This window comes from Nonomuraea sp. NPDC004580 (genome assembly GCF_040609855.1).
Taxonomy (GTDB): domain Bacteria; phylum Actinomycetota; class Actinomycetes; order Streptosporangiales; family Streptosporangiaceae; genus Nonomuraea; species Nonomuraea salmonea.
This window is the reverse complement of sequence record NZ_JBEXLH010000001.1, coordinates 423,836-442,716: the sequence shown is the minus strand read 5'-3', so window position 1 is coordinate 442,716 and position 18,881 is coordinate 423,836. Positions and strand designations below refer to the sequence as shown.

General features: G+C 73.4%; 16 protein-coding genes. 7 read left to right on the top strand and 9 right to left on the bottom strand.

Going from position 1 to position 18,881, the window contains the following annotated elements; genetic code table 11:
- Positions 1 to 17: 17 nt before the first annotated feature.
- Complete coding sequence (locus ABZW11_RS01985) at positions 18 to 575, bottom strand: NAD(P)H-dependent oxidoreductase (RefSeq protein WP_355411594.1); 558 nt, start codon at positions 573 to 575, stop codon at positions 18 to 20.
- Positions 576 to 697: 122 nt separating this feature from the next.
- Here ABZW11_RS01985 and ABZW11_RS01980 point away from each other — a divergent pair, with 122 nt between their 5' ends.
- The 4 genes from ABZW11_RS01980 (at position 698) to otnC (ending at position 4,769) form a co-directional block, all read left to right on the top strand.
- On the top strand, positions 698 to 1,639 hold the full coding sequence (locus ABZW11_RS01980) for an AraC family transcriptional regulator (protein WP_355411593.1): 942 nt from the start codon (positions 698 to 700) through the stop codon (positions 1,637 to 1,639).
- A gap of 95 nt (positions 1,640 to 1,734) precedes the next feature.
- The gene (locus ABZW11_RS01975; RefSeq protein WP_355411592.1) at positions 1,735 to 2,832 is read left to right on the top strand and encodes a hypothetical protein; all 1,098 of its coding nucleotides are present in this window, start codon (positions 1,735 to 1,737) and stop codon (positions 2,830 to 2,832) included.
- An 87-nt stretch (positions 2,833 to 2,919) separates the two neighbouring features.
- On the top strand, positions 2,920 to 4,152 hold the full coding sequence (gene otnK, locus ABZW11_RS01970; RefSeq protein ID WP_355411590.1) for a 3-oxo-tetronate kinase: 1,233 nt from the start codon (positions 2,920 to 2,922) through the stop codon (positions 4,150 to 4,152).
- A complete protein-coding gene (otnC, locus tag ABZW11_RS01965; RefSeq protein ID WP_355411588.1) occupies positions 4,149 to 4,769 on the top strand; it encodes a 3-oxo-tetronate 4-phosphate decarboxylase in 621 nt (206 codons plus the stop codon). The genes otnK and otnC overlap by 4 nt, the downstream gene beginning before the upstream one ends.
- A 4-nt stretch (positions 4,770 to 4,773) precedes the next feature.
- Here otnC and ABZW11_RS01960 read toward each other — a convergent pair whose 3' ends face one another.
- The gene (locus tag ABZW11_RS01960) at positions 4,774 to 7,527 is read right to left on the bottom strand and encodes an AAA family ATPase (RefSeq protein ID WP_355411586.1); all 2,754 of its coding nucleotides are present in this window, start codon (positions 7,525 to 7,527) and stop codon (positions 4,774 to 4,776) included.
- 103 nt (positions 7,528 to 7,630) lie between these two features.
- On the opposite strand from ABZW11_RS01960, the gene ABZW11_RS01955 reads away from it, so the two are divergent.
- Positions 7,631 to 8,245 carry a LysE family translocator gene (locus ABZW11_RS01955; RefSeq protein WP_355411584.1) on the top strand — a complete coding sequence of 205 codons (615 nt, stop codon included), beginning with the start codon at positions 7,631 to 7,633 and terminating at the stop codon, positions 8,243 to 8,245.
- A 5-nt stretch (positions 8,246 to 8,250) separates the two neighbouring features.
- Entirely contained in the window at positions 8,251 to 8,802 is a 552-nt protein-coding gene (locus ABZW11_RS01950; RefSeq protein WP_355411582.1) for a TetR/AcrR family transcriptional regulator, read from the top strand.
- A gap of 97 nt (positions 8,803 to 8,899) precedes the next feature.
- Here ABZW11_RS01950 and ABZW11_RS01945 read toward each other — a convergent pair whose 3' ends face one another.
- On the bottom strand, positions 8,900 to 9,388 hold the full coding sequence (locus ABZW11_RS01945; protein ID WP_355411580.1) for a TetR family transcriptional regulator: 489 nt from the start codon (positions 9,386 to 9,388) through the stop codon (positions 8,900 to 8,902).
- On the opposite strand from ABZW11_RS01945, the gene ABZW11_RS01940 reads away from it, so the two are divergent.
- On the top strand, positions 9,273 to 10,526 hold the full coding sequence (locus ABZW11_RS01940) for an FAD-dependent monooxygenase (protein ID WP_355411578.1): 1,254 nt from the start codon (positions 9,273 to 9,275) through the stop codon (positions 10,524 to 10,526). The genes ABZW11_RS01945 and ABZW11_RS01940 overlap by 116 nt on opposite strands.
- A 22-nt stretch (positions 10,527 to 10,548) precedes the next feature.
- Here the strand turns inward: ABZW11_RS01940 and ABZW11_RS01935 are convergent, their stop codons facing one another.
- From ABZW11_RS01935 to ABZW11_RS01910, 6 genes are read right to left on the bottom strand one after another with little or no spacing between them, the layout of a single operon-like run.
- Positions 10,549 to 11,745, bottom strand: coding sequence for a hypothetical protein (locus ABZW11_RS01935; RefSeq protein ID WP_355411576.1), 1,197 nt, complete (start codon positions 11,743 to 11,745; stop codon positions 10,549 to 10,551).
- Positions 11,746 to 11,754: 9 nt separating this feature from the next.
- Positions 11,755 to 12,135, bottom strand: a complete 381-nt coding sequence (locus ABZW11_RS01930; protein ID WP_355411574.1) for a Rid family detoxifying hydrolase — start codon at positions 12,133 to 12,135, stop codon at positions 11,755 to 11,757.
- A 9-nt stretch (positions 12,136 to 12,144) separates the two neighbouring features.
- Positions 12,145 to 13,221, bottom strand: a complete 1,077-nt coding sequence (locus ABZW11_RS01925; protein ID WP_355411572.1) for an alanine racemase — start codon at positions 13,219 to 13,221, stop codon at positions 12,145 to 12,147.
- A 56-nt stretch (positions 13,222 to 13,277) separates the two neighbouring features.
- Entirely contained in the window at positions 13,278 to 14,804 is a 1,527-nt protein-coding gene (locus tag ABZW11_RS01920; protein ID WP_355411570.1) for an amidohydrolase family protein, read from the bottom strand.
- A gap of 8 nt (positions 14,805 to 14,812) precedes the next feature.
- Entirely contained in the window at positions 14,813 to 18,178 is a 3,366-nt protein-coding gene (locus ABZW11_RS01915; RefSeq protein ID WP_355411568.1) for a DUF4153 domain-containing protein, read from the bottom strand.
- Positions 18,175 to 18,858 carry a response regulator transcription factor gene (locus ABZW11_RS01910; protein ID WP_355411566.1) on the bottom strand — a complete coding sequence of 228 codons (684 nt, stop codon included), beginning with the start codon at positions 18,856 to 18,858 and terminating at the stop codon, positions 18,175 to 18,177. Before ABZW11_RS01910 ends, ABZW11_RS01915 begins: the two co-directional genes overlap by 4 nt.
- Positions 18,859 to 18,881 lie beyond the last annotated feature (23 nt).

Here is an 18,881-nt window from a genome sequence, read left to right as displayed (position 1 = left end):
GAGATACCTCTTTCAGGTCATCCTCTCAGCGGCTGAAGCGCGGCATCCCACTCCAGCAGCTGGTCGAGCATGGTGTTCAGCCGTTCCTCATGCCCGGCGGCGGGCCTGAAGTCGGAGAAGTTCTCGAAGTCGGTGGCGACCGAGAGCGCCACATACATCTGTACGGTCGCCACCCGCAGCGTCGCCAGGATGTCCCGCAGGTGCCCGACGGACCGCACCCCACCGTCCACCCCATAGCTGACGAACCCGGCCGCCTTGTTCGCCCACTCCTCGTACAGGAAGTCGATCGCGTCCTTGAGCACGCCGGGGATCGAGTGGTTGTACTCGGGCGTCACGAAGACGAACGCGTCCAGCGGCGCCACGGCCGCCGACCAGCTCTTGGTGTGGTCGTGGTGGTATACCCCGGCGGCCGCGGGGGTCGGCTCGTCCAGGTGGCGCAGGTCGTAGTCCTGCAGATCGAGCACCTGGTACTCGGCGTCGCCGCGCTTGGCCGCCAGCTCGTGCACCCAGCGCGCCACCGCCTCGCCGTTGCGTCCGGGACGCGTGCTGCCCAGGATGATGCCCACCTTCGGCATGTCAACGTTCCTCTCTCAAAGGGTTTTCCGCCCGCTGACCACCGTAGGCAGTAGTGCTGAGATGGTGAATGCGCTGGTGTCCACGTTTTATACGTCAGCGTCTACGCTCTTAGACTGCATGCATGGATCTCCTGAGCGACGTCGTCGCCCTCATGCGGACCGGCCGCCCGATCTCGGCCCGCATCTCCTGGCGCGCCCCCTGGAGCCACGCGTTCCCCTCCGCCCCCGGCTCGGCCAGCTTCCACATCGTGCTGCGCGGTTCCTGCTGGTTCGCCCCGAGCACGGGCGAGCCCATCCCGCTCAGCGTGGGCGACGTGGTGTTTCTTCCGCACGGCGACGCGTACGGGCTGACCGACGACCCGGAGAAGCCGCTGCCACCGCCCGGCGGCTGCAGCCACGACGACCCCGAGCTGTTCACCTCGGCGGGCATGGGCGGCACGGGCGCCGAGACCGTCACCCTGACCTGCGGCTACCGGCTGGACGTCCGCGTGTCGCACCCCATCCTGCGCTCGCTGCCGGCCGTGATCCACCTCCCCGCGACCCTCGGCTGCCGCCCCGAGCTGCGCGCGGCCGTCGAGCTGCTGGCCGGCGAGATCGACAACCCGCGTCCAGGCGCCGACACGATCGTGGCCTCCCTGCTCGACGCCGTGCAGCTCTACGTCCTGCGCGCCTGGTTCAGCTCCAACGAGCTCTGCACGTGCGGTGGCTGGGCCGCCGCGCTCTCCGACCCGGCCATCGGGCCCGCGCTCGACGCCATGCACCGCGCCCCCGACCGCCGCTGGACGGTCGAGTCGCTGGGCGCCCAGGCGGGCCTGTCGCGGGCCGGCTTCGCCCGTCGCTTCACCGAGCTGGTGGGGATGCCGCCGCTGGCGTACCTGACGTCGTGGCGGCTCGCGACGGCGGCGCGGCTGCTGCTCGAGTCGGACGCGCCGGTCTCCGAGGTGGCCGAGCGGGTCGGTTACGGCTCGGAGTTCGCGTTCGGCAACGCCTTCAAGCGCGAGTACGGCGTCGCGCCCGGCAGGTTCCGCCGCCAGGCGCCGGCTCCAGGTGGTGACGCGGCGTAGGACGTACTCGACGGGCCATAGCCAGGACATGCCGTGGCATCACAATTGGTGGGGTCTTTGGGGCAGAAGGTGAGGGGCTGCCCCACAATGGGGGGATGGCATACCCTCCGCAGCCGCAGCCCCCGCAGCCTGGCCCGTGGGGCGGCGCGCCAGGCCAGGGGGCGCCGCAAGGGTACGGCCCCCCGCAGCCCTACGGCCCACCCCACCCGAACCAGCCGGGACAGCCGGGACAGCCGGAGTACGGCCAGTCGCCATACGGCCCTCCACAGAGCTATGGCCGGCCCCAGCCTGATCACGGCCAGCCTGATCACGGCCAGCCCGGCTACGGGCAGCAGGGCTACGGGCAGCAGGGCTACGGGCCGCCCGGCCCGGGTGCCACGCAGCCCGGTCACCATCAGGGCGCCAACACCCAGCCCGCCTACCAGCAGCAGGGTTACACCCAGCCGCCCTACGGCCAGGGCGGCCCTCCCTACGGGCCTCCGGCCGGTTCGAGCAGCGGCAAGGGCGTCCTCATCGCCGTCCTGAGCCTGGTCAGCCTCATCGTGCTGGCTCTGGCGGGCGTCGGCACCTACCTCTACCTGAACCGCGACGACCCCGCGGCCAAGGTGGCCCTGCCCACGACCTCGTCCACCCCGAAGCCCTCGAAGACCGAGGAGAAGACGCCCAGCCCGTCCCCGTCCCCCACCACGACCTCGTCCAAGAGGCAGGTCCAGCCCGGCTCCCCCATCACCGACGACGAGTTCGACGACTGGAACTTCGCGCTGGGCACGGTCAAGTTCAAGGCGGACAAGGTCGCCGGCTGGACCTACGACACGTGCACCCCGGTGGACGGCAAGGGCGGCGTCCTGCGCAAGAACAAGTGCGAGCGCGCGGTCCAGCTCGCGTACTCGGCCTACAACGGCCACCTCAAGGCGGTCCAGCTGATCATGGAGTTCCCCAGCGACCAGGCCGCCAAGACCACCGCCGACCGCCTGTCGAAGCTCTCGTCGGACGCGGTCACGTGGCGCCAGGACAAGGCGCACTCCGACTACGTGTACGGCAAGATCCTCTCGGGCGCGTCCAGGAAGTACGTGGTGGTGACCATCGTCACCGCCGACAAGACGGCCGGGGAGAAGGCGCCGGGCTTCCACGCGTACCTGCAGACCGACCACACGTCCTACTTCAGGATCCGTGACGCCACGATCACGAGCTGACGACTCCGCCCCGTCGTCATTGATCCACTTTCGCGCCGATAACGTCGGCTTCATGTTCGACCACCTCCCCCGCACCGAGGGGCGTCCATGATCGGCGCCATCGCCGACGACTTCACCGGCGCCACCGACGTGGCCGTGGCGATGCGCCGCCGCGGCCTGCGTACCGTCCTTTACTTCGGGCTGCCGCCCCAGGGCACCGAGCCGCCCGAGCACGACGCCGTCGTGATCGCGCTCAAGACCCGTACGATCCCCAAGGCCGACGCGGTGGCGCGGTCGCTGCGCGCGCTGCGGTGGCTGCGGGCGCACGGCGCGGCGCGGCAGGTCTACTTCAAGTACTGCTCGACGTTCGACTCCACCCGTGACGGCAACATCGGGCCGGTGCTGGACGCGCTGGCCGACGCCATGGAGGTGCCGCTGGTCGCGATGACGCCCAGCTCGCCCGAGCACGGCCGCACGCAGTACAACGGCTATCTGTTCGTCGGTGACGTGCTGCTGGGCGAGTCGCACATGCGCGACCACCCGCTCACGCCGATGACCGACTCGTACCTGCCGCGGCTGCTGGAGGCGCAGAGCGCGTACCGGGCGGGGGTGGTGACGCTCGGCCAGGTACGCGGCCACGCGGTCCAGCAGCGGCTGGCCGAGCTGCGCGAGCACGGCGTGCGCTACGTCTTCGTGGACGCCCTGGAGGACTCCGACCTGGAGGTGGCGGGGCGGGCGCTGGCGGGGGCGCGGCTGGTGGCGGGCGCGGCGGGCCTGGCCGGCGGGCTGGCGGCGGCGCACGCGCGTGCCGAGGGCGGCGAGCCGCCCGCGCCTGAGCCTTCCGGGCCCGCCGTGGTGCTCGCCGGCAGTTGCTCGGCCCGTACGCTGGAGCAGGTCGCCGTCATGATCGAGGCGGGCAGGCCGGCGTACCGGCTGGACGCGCTGGCCGACCGCGACCCTGCCTCGCTGGCCCACGGCGCCCTGGCCTGGTACGACCGGCTGCCGCCCGGCGCGGGCGCGCCCCTCATCTACTCCTCGCTGGAGCCGGTGGCGCTGCGCCGCGTCCAGCAGACGCTCGGCACGGAACGCTCGGCCGGCATCCTGGAGCAGGCGCTCGGAGCCGTCGCCCGCGGCCTCGTGGAGCGGGGCGTCACCCGGGTCATCTCGGCCGGCGGCGAGACCTCGGGCGCCGTGGTGAGCGCGCTCGGCGCGCCGGGCGGCGTGATCGGCGCGGAGGCGGCGCGCGGCGTGCCATGGATCCACACCCCGAACGGTTTCTCGCTGCTGCTGAAGTCCGGCAACTTCGGCGAGCCCGGCCTGCTGCTGGAGGCGTCCCGATGACCTTCGAGAAGGAACGCCTGAGCATCGTGGCCGCCGCCCGCTCGCTGTTCGCGCGCGGCCTGACCCACGGCAGCACCGGCAACCTGTCCGTACGCGTCGGCGACCGCGTCCTCGTCACCCCCACCGGCTCCAGCCTGGGCACGGTCGAGGCCGCCGACCTGTCGCTGATCGACCTGAGCGGCGCGCACGTGGGCGGGCCGAAGCCGTCGAAGGAGGCGTTCCTGCACGCCGCGCTGCTGCGGGCCAGGCCGGACGCGCAAGCGGTGGTGCACACGCACTCCACGTGCGCGGCCGCCGTGTCCTGCATGGACGGCCTCGACCCGGACGACGCGCTGCCGCCGCTGACCGCGTACTTCGCGATGCGGGTCGGCCGGCTGCCGCTGCTGCCCTACTACGCGCCCGGCGACGCGGCGCTGGGCCCGGCAGCGGAGGAGAAGGCGCGTACGCACCGGGCGCTGCTGCTGAGCAACCACGGCCCGATCGTCGCGGGCGCGAGCCTGGGCGCGGCCCTGGACGCCGTGGAGGAGCTGGAGGAGACCGCCAAGCTCTTCCTCCTCCTGCGCGGCGTGCCGACCCGCCCGCTCACCCCGGAGCAGCGCGCGGCACTGGGCGGGTGACCGTCTAGGGCAGCAGGCCGATGCGGCGGGCGGTGGCGGCGGCCTGGGTGCGGGTGGAGACGCCGAGCTTGCCGAGGATGTTGGACACGTGGACGCTGACCGTCTTGTGGGCGATGAACAGCCGCTCGGCGATCTCCCTGTTGGTCAGCCCCTCGGCCACCAGCCGCAGCACCTCGGCCTCCCTGGCCGTCAGCTCACCCTGCGGGGCGGCGCTCTGCCCGCCGGATGAGCCGAAGCGGGCGCGCCGCCCGAAGTCGAGCAGCGCGCTCTCCAGCGGCACGGCCCGCAGCTTGCCCGCCGCCTCCCTGGCCTGCTCCCACTCCGCCTGGGCCGCGTCGCGCTCGCCCGCCGCGAGCAGCGCCTCGGCCAGCCGCCAGCGGGCCCGCGCGGCCTCGTAGACGAAGCCGTAGTCGAACGCCTCGACCACGCGCCGGCACAGCTCGACGTCGAGCCGCCCGTGCACGCGGTGCCACTCGGCCTCGACGCGCAGCGCCCACGCGCGGCCCTCGGGCCCGAGGTGGCCGCCTCCGCCGGTGGGGCCCGACTCGACGGCCAGCCTGGCCTGGGCGCGCAGGTCGTCGGCGCCCTCGGTGGTGCCGAGCTCGGCCAGGGCCCACAGGCCGATGGCGGCCATGCGGACGTTGCCCGACTCGCCGGGCATCTGCGCCGGGAGGACCGCGCGTACGTGGTCGAGCGCTGTGGCGGGGTCGCCGTGCCACAGCGCGTGCTCGGCCGCGAGCCCCCGCGACATGTAGGAGGCGAGCGGGTCGGACCAGAACGGCCGCAGCCAGCTCAGCCGCGACTCGACCACGGGCAGGTCGCGTGCCACCTCGACGAACAGCGCGAACGACGACAGGATCGCCTCCGGCACCGTGCCCACCCTGGCGCCGAACCCGGCCGCCATCGTCTCCGCCGCGTCCCACTCGCCGGCGACGTAGTGGATGAGGAAGCGCAGGAACCGCAGGTCGGTGCCGTAGGTGCTCCACATGAGCCCGGTGTCGGAGGCCAGCCGGATGCCGTCGTCGGCCACCTCGGCGGCGTGTTCGAGCACGCCCTGCTCGTAGTGGATGCGGGCGTGGTGGAAGCGGGCCCGCAGGTCCATCGCGAGGTCGCCGGTGGGCCCTGCCGTGGCCTTCTCGACCAGCTCGTGCGCGCGGTGCATGTCGCCGCGCAGCTCGACGGACGTGGCCAGCGTGAGCAGCGCCCCGACCTCGGCGTCTCTGGCGCCGGCCGTGCGGGCCAGCTCGAGCGCCTTCGTGGCCAGCTCTTCGACCTCTTGGTGGCGCGGGCCCCACAGCAGCGCGCGGGCGTGGGTGGCCATGGCACGGGAGAGCGCCGCCGGCTCGTCCGCGCTCTCGACGGCGCGCTCGGCCACCTCGGCCGCGGTGGCCTCGTCGTCGATCTCGTAGAGGTAGTAGGCGAGCCGCTCGCTCACCTCGGACGTCTGCGGCAGCACGCGGAGCTGCGCCACGGCGCGGTGCTTGTCGCCGCTGTCGGCGGCCATGACCGCGCTGCGGAAGGCCAGCTCGGCCCGGCTCGCCCCGGCCAGCCGGGCGGCGTCCTCGACCCGCTCCCACAGGGACAGCGCGCGGTCGTAGTGGCTGTGGGCTTCTGCGGGCGCGCCGAGCCGCTCGGCCGCCCTGCCCGCCTCGACCGAGGCGGCGAACGCGCCCGCCAGATCATGACTGGCCAGGTGGTGATGGGCCAGCTCGGCCGGCGAGGTGAGCAGGCGGGCGAACGCGGCGTGCAGCCGGGTGCGCTCGCCCGGCAGCAGGTCGGTGTAGACGGCCTCCTGGAGCAGGGCGTGGCGGAAGGCGTAGCCGTGGCCGCGTACTTTGAGCAGGCCGCGCGAGACGATCTCCCTGACCGCCTCCTCGAACTCGGCGAGCGGCAGCCCCGACACCTCGCGCAGCAGGTCGTCCTCGACCCGGCGGCCGGCCACGGCGGCGGCCCGCAGCACCTGCTGCCCGGCCTCCGACAGCACCTCGACCCTGGACAGCAGCAGGCTGGCCAGCTCGTCGGGCAGGCTGTCGCCCTCGGCCATGGCGGCGTGGAGCTCTTCGGCGTAGAACGGGTTGCCGTCGGCCCGGGAGACGATGAGCCCGAGGCTCTGCGCGTCGATCTCGCCCAGCGTGGCGACGTAGTCGGCCATCTCGCCCGCGCCCAGCGGCCCCAGCTCCACGCTCGTCACCGTGGGCAGCCGCTTGAGCTCGGCGAGGACGGGCCTGAGCGGGTGGCGGCGGTGCAGGTCGTCGGTGCGGTAGGTGCCGACCACGCAGACCCGCTCGCTCTGCAGCATGCGGCTGAGGAAGACCAGCAGGTCACGGGTGGAGCGGTCGGCCCAGTGAAGGTCCTCGATGACGAACAGCACCGGCTGCACGTCGGCCAGCAGCCCGAGCAGCGAGCCGAACAGCCGCTGCTGGGTGAGCCCGGCGGACGGCGCGCTCTCCGTGCCGGGCAGCAGCTGGCCCAGCATGGGGTGGGCGGCGGCGGCCTCGCGCACGACGGGCTCGGCGCCGCGCAGCGCGTCGGCCAGCGGCAGGTAGGGCAGCGCGTCACCCAGCTCGGCGCACTGGCCGACCAGGACGTTGAAGCCGCGCGTGCGGGCCGCGGCGGCCAGCTCGGCGGCGAGCCGGGTCTTGCCGATGCCGGCGTCTCCACCGACGAGCGCCACGCCGGCCACGCCATCGGCGGCCGAGCTCAGCGCCCGCAGGAGTCCGGCCAGCTCAGCAGAGCGCCCGACGAGTAGACCATTCACGTCTGCAAACTATGCCACGCTCGCCCGACCACAAATTGGTCCACGGAACGCCCACGGGATTGGCCCTCCTGGACGGACCAAACCCGGCCTAGATTGCTCTTCCGTGATAGCTCCCTCCACCTTCGCCGTCTTCGTGACGGCCAGCCTCGCCCTGGTCCTCATCCCCGGCCCCAACCACCTCTACATCACCGCGCGCGGCCTCTCCCAGGGCCGGGCGGCCGGCCTGGCCAGCGCGTTCGGCGTGGAGGCCGGCACGCTCGTGCACATCGCGGCCGCCGCCCTGGGCCTGTCGTACGTCATCGCGCAGTCCGCCACGCTGTTCGCCGTCATCAAGTGGGCCGGCGTCGCCTACCTCGTCTACCTGGGCATCCGCGCGTTCACCGCCAAGGACCAGCAGGCCGGCCCGCCCGAGCCGCAGCCGCTGGGCAAGGTGTTCCTCGAAGGCGTGCTGGTCAACGTGCTGAACCCGAAGGTGGCGCTGTTCTTCCTGGCGTTCCTGCCGCACTTCGTGGACCCGGACGCGGGCTCGCCCGCACTCCAGGTGGTGGTGTTCGGCCTCACGCTGCTGCTGCTCGGCCTGATCTCCGACATCCTGTACGCCGTCACCGCCGGCGCCCTCTCCCGCCGCCTCACCCGCGCCGCCAAGACCCTGAAGTACGTCAGCGGCACCGTCTACCTGGGCCTGGGCGTCCTCACCGCGTTCGCGGCGAGAGAATGACCTTCATGGCACCCAGGAAACAGCGGGAGATCTTCGACGCGACCCTGCGGCTGGTGGCCGAGCGGGGCTATGACGGGCTGACCGTCGAGGGGGTCGCCGAGCGGTCGGGGGTCAACAAGACCACGATCTACCGGTGGTGGCCGTCGAAGGCGGCGCTGCTGGGGGCGGCGCTGGTGGAGTCCGACGTGCTGGGGTTCACCGTGCCCGACACAGGGAGCCTGCGGGGTGACCTGGTCGCGCTGGTCGAGGGGGTGCGGCGGCTGCTGACCGAGCCGCCGGGCAGCGACATCGCCGTGGCCGCGCTGGCCGCCGCCGTACGCCATCCCGAGCTGGACGGGCGGCGGTTCTTCGCCGACCGGTTCGCCAGGGAGCGCGCGGTCTTCGAACGCGCGGCGCGCAGGGGCGAGCTGCCCGGCTCCGCCGACCCGCTGCTCATCATGGACCTGCTGGCCGGGGCGGTGTGGATGCGGGCCGTGCTGCGCGGCATGAAGGTCGGCGACGGCTTCGCCGCCGAAGCCGTCGCCCTGGTGCTCGACGGCGTGCACCGGCCAGGCTGACCCCATAACGCCCGCTGGTCAAGCCGGCTCGTGGCGTGCGCCGGCGCGGGCGCGCGTGACCCTCGTGCCCCTGGGCCGGGCAGGTGACCGGCGCGGGTCACAGCCCCTGGAGTGAGCGCAGTTCGCTGACCACGTCCGCGGCGGACGGTGCGTGGCCGGGGTCCACGAGCCACTGCAGCATCAGGCCGCTCACCAGGGCGAGCGGGACCGAGCCGCCCATCCCCTCCCGTCCCAGCCGCTGGCCCTTCGCGAGGTGCTCGCGGACCTCGGGTGAGCGTTCGGCCTGCACCGCGGCTTCGAGCTGAGCCACCCACAGCGCCCGGTGCGTGGTGAAGCTGTCGATCAGCGCCTGCCAGTGCTCCTCAGACCGGTCCGTCGGGGCCCGGCGGGCCAGCTCTTCCGCGAGCTCGTCCACGGCCTCGACCAGGGCCTGGGTGAGCAGCGCCTCCTTCGAGCCGAAGTGGTAGCCGATGGCGGCGTGGCTGACGCCGGCGGCCGCGGCGATGTCGCGCACGGTCGTACGGGCCCACCCGCGCTCGATCAGGCAGCGCTTGGCGCCCGCCAGCAGATCCTCCCGGTTTCCCATGCCCGGCAGCATACCGAGATATTTGCCCAAATGGTTTGACCAAATGGACAAGACGCGCGTACAGTCGGGCCCCATGACGACGGTTCTGATCTCGGGCGCCAGCGTGGCCGGCCCCGCACTCGCGTACTTCCTGCACCGCCACGGCTGCTCCGTGACCGTGGTCGAGCGCGCCCCGCATCTGCGCGACAGCGGCTACGGGGTGGACTTCCGCGGCCGGGCGCTCGACGTGCTCGCGGACATGGGCGTGCTCGACGAGGTCCGCGCCCACGAGACGATGATGCGCGGCACGACGATGGTGGACGAGCACGGCGAGGTGCTCGCCGAGCTGCCCAGCGAGACGTTCGCCGGCGAGCTGGAGGTGCCGAAGCGCGAGCTGACGAGGATCCTGCACCGCCGCACCGCGGACGACGTGACGTACGTCTTCGACGACTCCATCACCGCGATGACCCAGCACGACACCGGCGTCACGGTCGCGTTCGAGCGCGCCGGGACCCGCGACTTCGACCTGGTGATCGGCGCCGACGGCGTGCACTCCATCGTCCGGCGGCTGGCCTTCGGCCCGCAGCCGGGCGCGCTGCGCCACCTCGGCATGTCGGGCGTCGGCTTCAGCGCCCCCAACCACCTCGGGCTCGACCACCGCTCGCTGATCCAGACCTCACCCGGCTCGGCGGTGCTGCTGTTCGGTCACGACCCGGCGGCCCCGCTCACGGTCAGCCTCTCCTTCGCCACCGACGGCCCTGACCTCGACCACCGCGACCGCCGTACGCAGGAACAGGCCGTACGCGACGCGTTCGCCGGACGCGGCTGGGAGGTGCCGAGGCTGCTGGAGGCGATGAGCGCGGCCGACGACCTGTACTTCGCCTCCTCCTGCCAGGTCGTCCTGGACGGCTGGTCGCGCGGCCGGGTGGCGCTGGTCGGCGACGCCGGCTACTGCGCGGCGCCCACCAGCGGCATGGGCACCTCGCAGGCCCTCATCGGCGCGTGGACCCTGGCTCGGTGCCTGGCCGAGTCGGGCGGCGACCACGCGGCGGCCTTCGCCGCCTACGAGTCGGAGCTGCGGCCCTACGTCGAGGAGAACCAGGAGAGGGGCAGGGAGGCCGCGGCGATGTTCGGCGCGCAGGCCGCCCCGATCGAGTGAGGCCCGGTCGAGTGAGGCCCGGTCAGGGCGCCTCGGCCAGCGCGGACGGGATGCGGTCGAGCACCGGGTACGGCACCAGCCCGTACGCGTAGAAGTCGACCGCCATCGCCCCCGCCGCCTTGGCGCCGCGTGCCTTGGCCATCAGCCGGTCGGTGGAGTCGCTGTCGGGGTGGCCGGGCCGCAGCACCGCACGCACCTCGCGGTCCTTGCCCACGGACCGCAGGTAGGCGCCCACGTCGTCGGCCACCCGCGCCGCGTCCCGCGCGTACGCCAGCACCCCGAACGCCGGCACGAGGTCGCCCAGCGCCACCAGGTCGACGCCGAACTGCCAGGCGTCGTGAGCGGCCAGGCCGGGGGTGGGCAGCCCGTCGGCGTATCCCTTGACCGCCCCCGTCGAGTCGATGAACACCAGCTTCGAGCCCTCGTCGGCCACCGCCGACGCCACCTCGGAGACCAGCGTGGTGACGGTCTCGGAGCGGGCGCGGGCGTAGGCCACCACGTCGGGCCCCGCGTACGCGGTGAGCGCCGCCCTGGTGACCTCGCCCTGCGCGGGAGGGTCACCGTCGAAGACGCCGCCCACGATGCGGGCGCACTCCTCCCGCGCCACCTCTGCGTCCACGCCCAGGTCGGTCGCCCGGCGCAGGCAGTAGTCGCAGAAGCAGAGCCCGAACAGGTAGGCATCCATCGGCCCGAGCGGCACGAACGAGCGCTGCGGCTTGAGCGGCCTGAAGTGCAGCGACTCGGCCACCACGCTGTCGGCCCCGAGCCGCGCCACCGCCCTGGCCAGCGCCACGGCGTAGTCGCGCACGTCGGGGTGCGCCGGGCACAGGTCGGTGAGCGAGCCGCGGTCGCCGAAGCAGTCGCGTACGGTCACGTCGGGATGGGCGGTGCCGAGGGTGGCGTTGCGCAGGAAGACCGTCCAGGCGTGCAGCTTCATCGACCGCTTCGCGCACGCCTCGGCCAGCCCGTCGAGCGCGTCGGTGTAGCCGGGCACGGGCCGCAGCCGCAGCCCGTCGAACAGCTCGGGCGGCGGCGTGAAGTGGGTGCCGTCGTGGCGCAGGGTCAGCCGGGACAGCCCGTGGGGGGTGACGTCGCGTGAGGCGTGGTGGACGGCGCCGACGGTGACGCCGGACACGCCGTAACCGCTGAGCCTGTCGAGCACCCGCTCGACGCCCTCGCCGCGCAGGTCCTCGACGAAGACGTACACCGAACTGTCCACAGCCGCGCCTCAGGCGCCCTTGTGCGCGACGAAGTCGATCTCGACCAGGATGTCCATCAGCTCGGAGCCCACGGTGGTGCGCACCGGGTACGGCTGGTTGAAGTAGGACTTGTAGACCTCGTTGTAGGCGGCGAAGTCGCGCTTGACGTGCTGGAGGTGCACGGTTGCCTTGATGACGTCGTCGTAGCCGAGCCCGTGGGCGGCGAGGATCGCGCCGAGGTTGCGCATCACCTGGTGGGTCTGGGTGGCGACGTCGTCGCCGACGACTTCGCCGGTGTGGGGGTCGAGCGGGCCCATGCCGGAGGTGAAGACGAAGTCGCCGACCACGAGCCCCTGGGAGTAGGCGCCGACCGGGGCGGCGCCCTCTGTGGTCCTGAGCTCCTTTTTCACGAGATCTCCCTAAAAGTTGGTGCGTATCGTGCCAACGACACGGTAATCCCGGTCCACCAGCGGTAGCACGCGCCACTTGTCGAAGGCGGTGCAGGGGTGGGAGATGCCGAAGGCCAGCAGATCGCCCGGCTTGAGCCCGGCGGCGCGGACCACGGTGTGCTGGTCCTGCATCTTCATGATCGTGACGCCGCCGCGGCGCGGGATCGGCAGGCCCTCGTCGTAGGGGGCGTCGCGCTTGCCCATGCCGACGATGGCCAGGCCGGGCTCGGGGGTGGACAGCACGTGCGCCCACACCTCCAGCGCGGGGCGCAGCTCGCCGTCGATGCGGTTGAACGGGGTGCGCTCGCGGTAGAAGCCGTCGTCGTGGGTGACGTACGCGCCGCTGCGCAGCAGGATCCGCGCCTGGGTGGCGACCAGCTCGCGGCCGATCACGTCGAACCACTGGCTGCCGCCGACGGTCAGGATGGGACGCTTGAGCCGGACGTACTCGACGGCGTCCTGCAGCGCCGCCAGATACTTCCGGACGTCTTCCGCGCTGTTCAGCCCGCCCTCGTAGCCCGCCACCCCGGCCAGCTCCACGCCTGGCGTGCGCTGCGCGTACGCGGCCACCTCAAGCAGCCGCTCCAGCGAGCGGCAGCCGGCCCGGCCCCCCTCGTGACCCAGCTCGACCAGCACCCGGAACGGCCGTTCTCCCGCGTGCCCGGCGAGCAGGTCGAGCCCCGCCTCGGAGTCGGCGAAGCTCAGCAGCTCGAACCCGGGGTCGCGGTCCAGCTCGGCCGCCGCCCAGGCGAGCCCCGCGGGATCGACCACCTGGTTGGCCACCATGACGCGGCCCACGCCGAAGCCCCTGACGGTCGCGGCCTGCCGCAGCGTCGCCACCGTGAGCCCCCACGCGCCGGCGGACAGCTGCATCGCGGCGATCTCCGCTGACATGTGCGTCTTGGCGTGCGGCGCCAGCTCCATGCCGTGATCGCGGGCGAAGGCCGCCATCGTGGCGACGTTGTGCTCCAGCGCGTCGCGGTGCACCACCATGGCGGGAAACTCAAGGCCGCCGTCGAAGACCGACTGACCGAGGATCGCCGGCACCACACCCCCTTCGTCCGGGTCCGACCCTATCCCAACCAGGCTCTCCGGCCGCGCGCTCACGGCCGCAGCGCCCGGCCGGGGGTGGCCCCGGTCAGCTCGCCGCGCGTCAGCACGGGCACGCCCGAGACCAGCACGTCGTCCACGCCCTCGGCGAGCGTGCGCGGCGCCGGGTAGGTGGCGAGGTCGGTCACCGTGGCCGGGTCGAACACCACGACGTCCGCCGCGCAGCCCTGCCGCAGCAATCCCCGGTCGAGCAGGCCGAAGCGGCGCGCCGGGTGGGCCGACAGGTGCGTCACCGCCTGCTCCCACGTCCAGTCGCCCAGCTCCCTGACGTGCCTGGCCAGGAACCTGGCGAACGCGCCGTGGCCGCGCGGATGCGGGTGGCCGCCCACGTAGATGCCGTCGGAGCCGCCGGTCTGCGAGGGGTGGCGGAGCATGCGGCGTACGGACTGCTCGCCCTGCGGGCCCTCGTCGGGACGGGCCGTGACCACGCCCGCCTCCAGCCGCGTCTCCGTCAGCAGCCGCCGGCAGAACTCCGCGGGCGAGACCTCCGCCCGCTCGGCCGCCGCGACCATCGTCAGGCCCTCGGCCCACTCCAGCCCCGGCGCGTGCGAGACGGTCAGGCGCGGCCAGACGGCGTCCAGCGCCGGCCACCAGTCGTCCAGCACGCCCGAGCCGATCATCTCCATCGCCGCCTCCGGCTCCGCGCCCGGCACCGACGGCGGCAGCACGACCATCGCCAGGATCGTGTTGCCGCGCAGGTAGGGGTAGGTGTCGAAGGTGAGGTCGACGCCCTTGCCGAGCGCCTGCTCGACCAGCGGCAGCAGCACGTCGGCGGGTCCGTGCAGGTGGGAGACGTGCACCGCGGCCCCAGACAGCTCGGCGATCTCCATCACCTCCGTCATGCCCGTCTCGGCGCGCTCGCCGTAGGCGCGCATGTGGGTGACGTACGGGAGCCCGCCCAGCGGCGCGCACAGCGCGGCCAGCTCCGCCGCGTCGGCGTAGCGTCCCGGCAGGTATTCGAGGCCGCTGGACAGCCCCACCGCGCCCTCCGACAGGCCCTGCTCGACGCGGCGCACCATCGCGTCGAGATCGGAAGGCGCGGCCTTGTCGGGCGACGGGCCCATGACGTCGTAGCGGATCGTGCCGTGCGGCAGCAGGTACGCGGTGTTCAGCGCCACCGCCCCGTCATAGCCGTCGAGCAGCTCGCGCACGCTCAGCGGCCCGTCGGTCAGCGCCCCGTTGACCGCGGCGAAGTAACGCGAGGCGTAGGCCACCGTGGCCGCCGAGCCGGGCGCGAACGACAGCCCGTCCTGGCCCAGCACGAACGTCGTCACCCCCTGCCGCAACGCCGCCCGCTGCACCGCCGGATCGAACACGGCGGCGTCACCGTGGGCGTGGCAGTCGACGAACCCCGGCGCCACGAAGCGCCCGGTCGCGTCGATCACCGCGCCCGCCCCTGCCGGGTCGATCCTGCCGACCGCCGCGACGCGATCACCCGAGATCGCCACGTCCGCGCGGAACGGCGGGGCGCCCGTGCCGTCGAGCACCCGGCCGCCGCTGATCACTACGTCGAAGGTCACTCCAGGATTCAATCAGAGCCGCCGGCCCGCACCGCTCCGCAGTCCGGGTGATACCGCACAGGGCGCTCGGCCAGCAGGGCTCGCGCTTGGGCGCGGGCGAGGTTCCAGCCGTTCCACGGTTCGGGGTAGTCCAGGCCGTTGGCCTGGACGACGTCGTGCAGCACGCAGCTGCGCTGCGGCTCGGGCAGCCGGTCCAGCGCCGGGACCGCTTCGGCGCCCAGGTCGCCCAGGTAGTCGGAGTCGAGGTTGGTGACGCCGCGGATCTCGACCTGCGTACGCGCGACCTGAAGGTCGGGGTTCGCGAGCGAGAACAGGCCCAGGCTCAGGCCCGTGACCAGCACGATCGTCCGGGGCAGCCAGCCCGGCCTGCGGCCCGCCAGCCGCGCCGCGCCCGCCACCAGCACCAGCGCGAACAGCGCGCCCAGCCAGTACACCGTCGCCTGCACCGACAGCCGCAGCCGGGACAGGCCGTACGCGTCGGTGTAGAGGTTCATCCGGTGCAGCGCCGAGGCCAGCACCACCATGGTCAGCCCGCACAGGACGCCGAGCAGCGCCGCCAGCATCCAGCGCTCGCGCCGGTCCACCTTCAGCAGGCCCGCCGCCACGGCCACGATGCCCAGCACGAACACGCTGACCACCACGAGCTGGAAGAAGCCCTGCCTGGCGTACTCGGCGTAGGTCAGGCCCGCCGTCCGCAGCACCAGCGTGTCGCCGCCGAACAGGACCCTGATCTGCACCGCCACGAACGCCGCGAAGAGTAGGTTCACCCCCGTCAGCGGCACCAGCCAGATGCTCGTGCTGACCCGGAACTTCGCCCCCGGCCCCGCCGGGTCCGCCACCGGCCGCAGCGCCACCAGCACGACCGCGGCCAGCAACACGCCGAACAGCCCGAACAGGAAGATCCGCAGCGGGATCGTCTCCGCCCAGGCCGGGGTGGCGGTCAGGCGGTCCACGTACGAGGCGAACACCGCGTCGGCCGACGCGAACAGCAGCCCGAACACCAGCAGCAGCACCGCCGTGATGCCCAGTGCCGCCAGCATCGGCAGCACCCTGCGCCGCGCCGTCAGCCGCTTCATCGGCATCGCCAGGAACCACGGCACCGGGCCCAGCGCCAGCAGCACCGAGCAGCCGCCCCTGATCACGCCCAGCCAGCCCGCGCCCGCGCCCGACACGGCCAGCGCGCCCAGCCCCGCGCCCGCGATCAGCAGGAGCGCGACCAGCCAGTCCGCGTCGCGCACCGCCGCCATGGAGATCAGCCAGTACGCCGTCCCGCCCAACGCCACCGTCCACGGCGTCATCCGCCGCAGCATCGCCGGCAGCGCAGCCCCGCCCAGCACGACCGACACCAGCACCATCCCCAGCCCCACCTGCGCCTCAGGCAGCGCCACCGCCGCGAACACCCCCGCGCCGGCCGCCGCCGGCACCATCCACCCGGGCGGCTCAGGCAGCTCGGGCCGCGGGAACAGCGGCGGCGGCACGTACGGCGGCACATGGGGTGGCCCCCCACCCTGCCCCACAAGCACCTGCCCCGCCACCACCTGCCCTTGCGCCGGCTCCCGCCCACCCGCCTGCCCCACGCCGCCAGACGCCCCCGCGCCCTGCCGGCTCCCCACACCGGGTTGTGCCGCGTCCTTCTGACCTCCCGCGCCGAGCTGGGTCGCGTCCTGCGCACCCCCCGCATCGGACCGACTCGTCGCACCTTCCGCATCGGACCGACTCGTCGCACCGGCCGTCGCGGCCGACCTGCTCGCGGAGGCCGGGGGCTGTGCGGTGCTCTGGTGGTAGGCGACCTGACGCCGGTGATACTCCGCCGCCGCCGCACGCCGCCCCGACCCCGCCCCCAGGGCCGCACCGACAGCGCCCAACAGCGCGGTACAGCCGATGAGCGTCACGAGCGCCGCCATGTCACCTATGGCCACACTGGCCAGCACGGCGGCGAACATCCCCACCATGAACCCGACCAGCACCCCGACGCCCCCACCCGCGACCATCCGCACCAGCCCCCCGGCCCCGCCCCCGAACCCCGCCGCCGGGGCCCCCGCCCCCGAGTACGGCCGGCCGGCGCCGGCCCCCGCCGCATCGGAGGTCATGGCACCGGCGCCATGCGCATCCGCCTCGCCGTCCCCGGCGGCCAGTCCATCGACATGCGCGCCCGCACCTCCAATCTGAGCGTCCACACTTTCGGTCTGAACGTTCGCGGAACCGGCACCGGCCACAGCAGGGTCTGCCCCCGCGACACCAGCCACGGCAGGGCCTGTCTCTGCCGCATCAGCCGCTGGGGGACCGCCGGCCAGCGGGTCTTCTCCGTCCCCGGCGGCCGGGAGCGTGACAGCGGTCACGGACGGTGCGGCGGTGCCGTGGGGGAGGTCGGAGGTGTGGGCCATCGTGGTTCTCCCTGGTAAGTCGACGACCATGCGGCAGCCCGCGCAGTCGTCGATGCGGATGGCGCCCCCGTGCAGCTCGACGATCTCCTTGACGATGGCCAGCCCCAGCCCCGCGCCGCCGGAGTCGGCGGCTCGGCCGGTGTCGAGGCGGGAGAAGCGTTCGAAGACGCGTGCACGGGCGGAGGCGGGGATGCCGGGCCCCTGGTCCTCGACGGCGAGCCGGACGCCGGGCCCGACGGCGGCCCCGCGTACGGTGACCGTCCCACCGGGCGGGCTGTGCCGTACGGCGTTGTCGAGCAGGTTGGCCAGCACCTGCGCCAGCAGGTCGGGGTCGGCCCGCAGGACGAGGTCGTCAGGGACGGCCGGCCGGATGGAGACGTCCTCGCGGGCCAGCGCCGCCTCGCGCACGGCCTGCTCGACGAGCGGCGCGAGCGCGACGGCCTCGGCCTCGATGAGGCGCACGCCGGAGTCGAGCCGCGACAGGTCGAGGAGCTGGGCGACGAGCCGGCCGAGCCGCTCGGTCTGGGCGAGCGCGGTGCGCATGGTGACGGGGTCGGCGGCGGAGACGCCGTCCACGACGTTCTCGAGCACGGCCCGCAGCCCGGTGATGGGCGTGCGCAGCTCGTGGCTGACGTTGGCGACCAGCTCGCGCCGCTGCCGGTCGACCTCGCCGAGGTCGGCGGCCATCGCGTTGAACGCGCGGGCCAGCTCGCCGACCTCGTCCCGTGAGGTGGCGCTGACGCGCAGGCTGTAGCCGCCCTTGGCGATGGTCTGGGCGGCGCGGGCCATCTGGCGCAGCGGTTTGGTCATCCCCATCGCGAGGACCTGCACCATGATGAGGGCGAGGACGACGGCGACGGCGATGCGCAGCTCGCGGGAGAGCCCGGAGTTGATGCCGACCTCGTTCACGACGAACGCGGTGCCGACGGCCAGCACGATCACGATGCCGAGCTTGACCTTGATGCGGCCGAGGAAGTCGAGGGGGTTCATCGGCCGACCAGGGCGTAGCCGACGCCGTGCACGGTGCGCACGACGTCGGAGCCGAGTTTGCGGCGCAGCGCGCGGACGTGGCTGTCCACGGTCCTGGTGGCGGCGGCCTCGGAGAAGCCCCAGACGTCCGACAGCAGCCGGTCGCGCTCGAAGACGTGCCCCGGCCGCTCGGCGAGGCGGCGCAGCAGGTCGAACTCGGTCCTGGTGAGCTGGGCCTCGGCGCCGCGCACGAAGACGCGGCGGGCGGCGGTGTCGATCTCGACCTCGCCGACCCTGATCACGGTGTCCTCGGCGGCGAGCTGCGCGGCGCGTTCGACGCGGCGGAGCAGGGCGTGGATGCGGGCGACGAGCTCGCGCATGCTGAACGGCTTGGCCAGGTAGTCGTCGGCGCCGACGCCGAGCCCGACGAGCACGTCGGTCTCCTCGCCGAGCGCGGTGAGCATCAGCACGGGCACGGGCCGCGCGGCCTGCATGCGGCGGCACACCTCCAGCCCGTCGAGCCCGGGCAACAGCCGGTCGAGGATGACCAGGTCGGGTTCCGCCTTGCCGTACTGGATGAGGGCGTCCTGCCCGTCGCCCGCCACCCTGACGTCGAACCCTTCGGCGGCCAGCCTGTTCCGTACGGCCAGCGCGATCGTCACGTCGTCCTCGACCACGAGGATGCGTCGCTGCTCTGCCACGTACGAAAGCCTAGAAGCGGGCT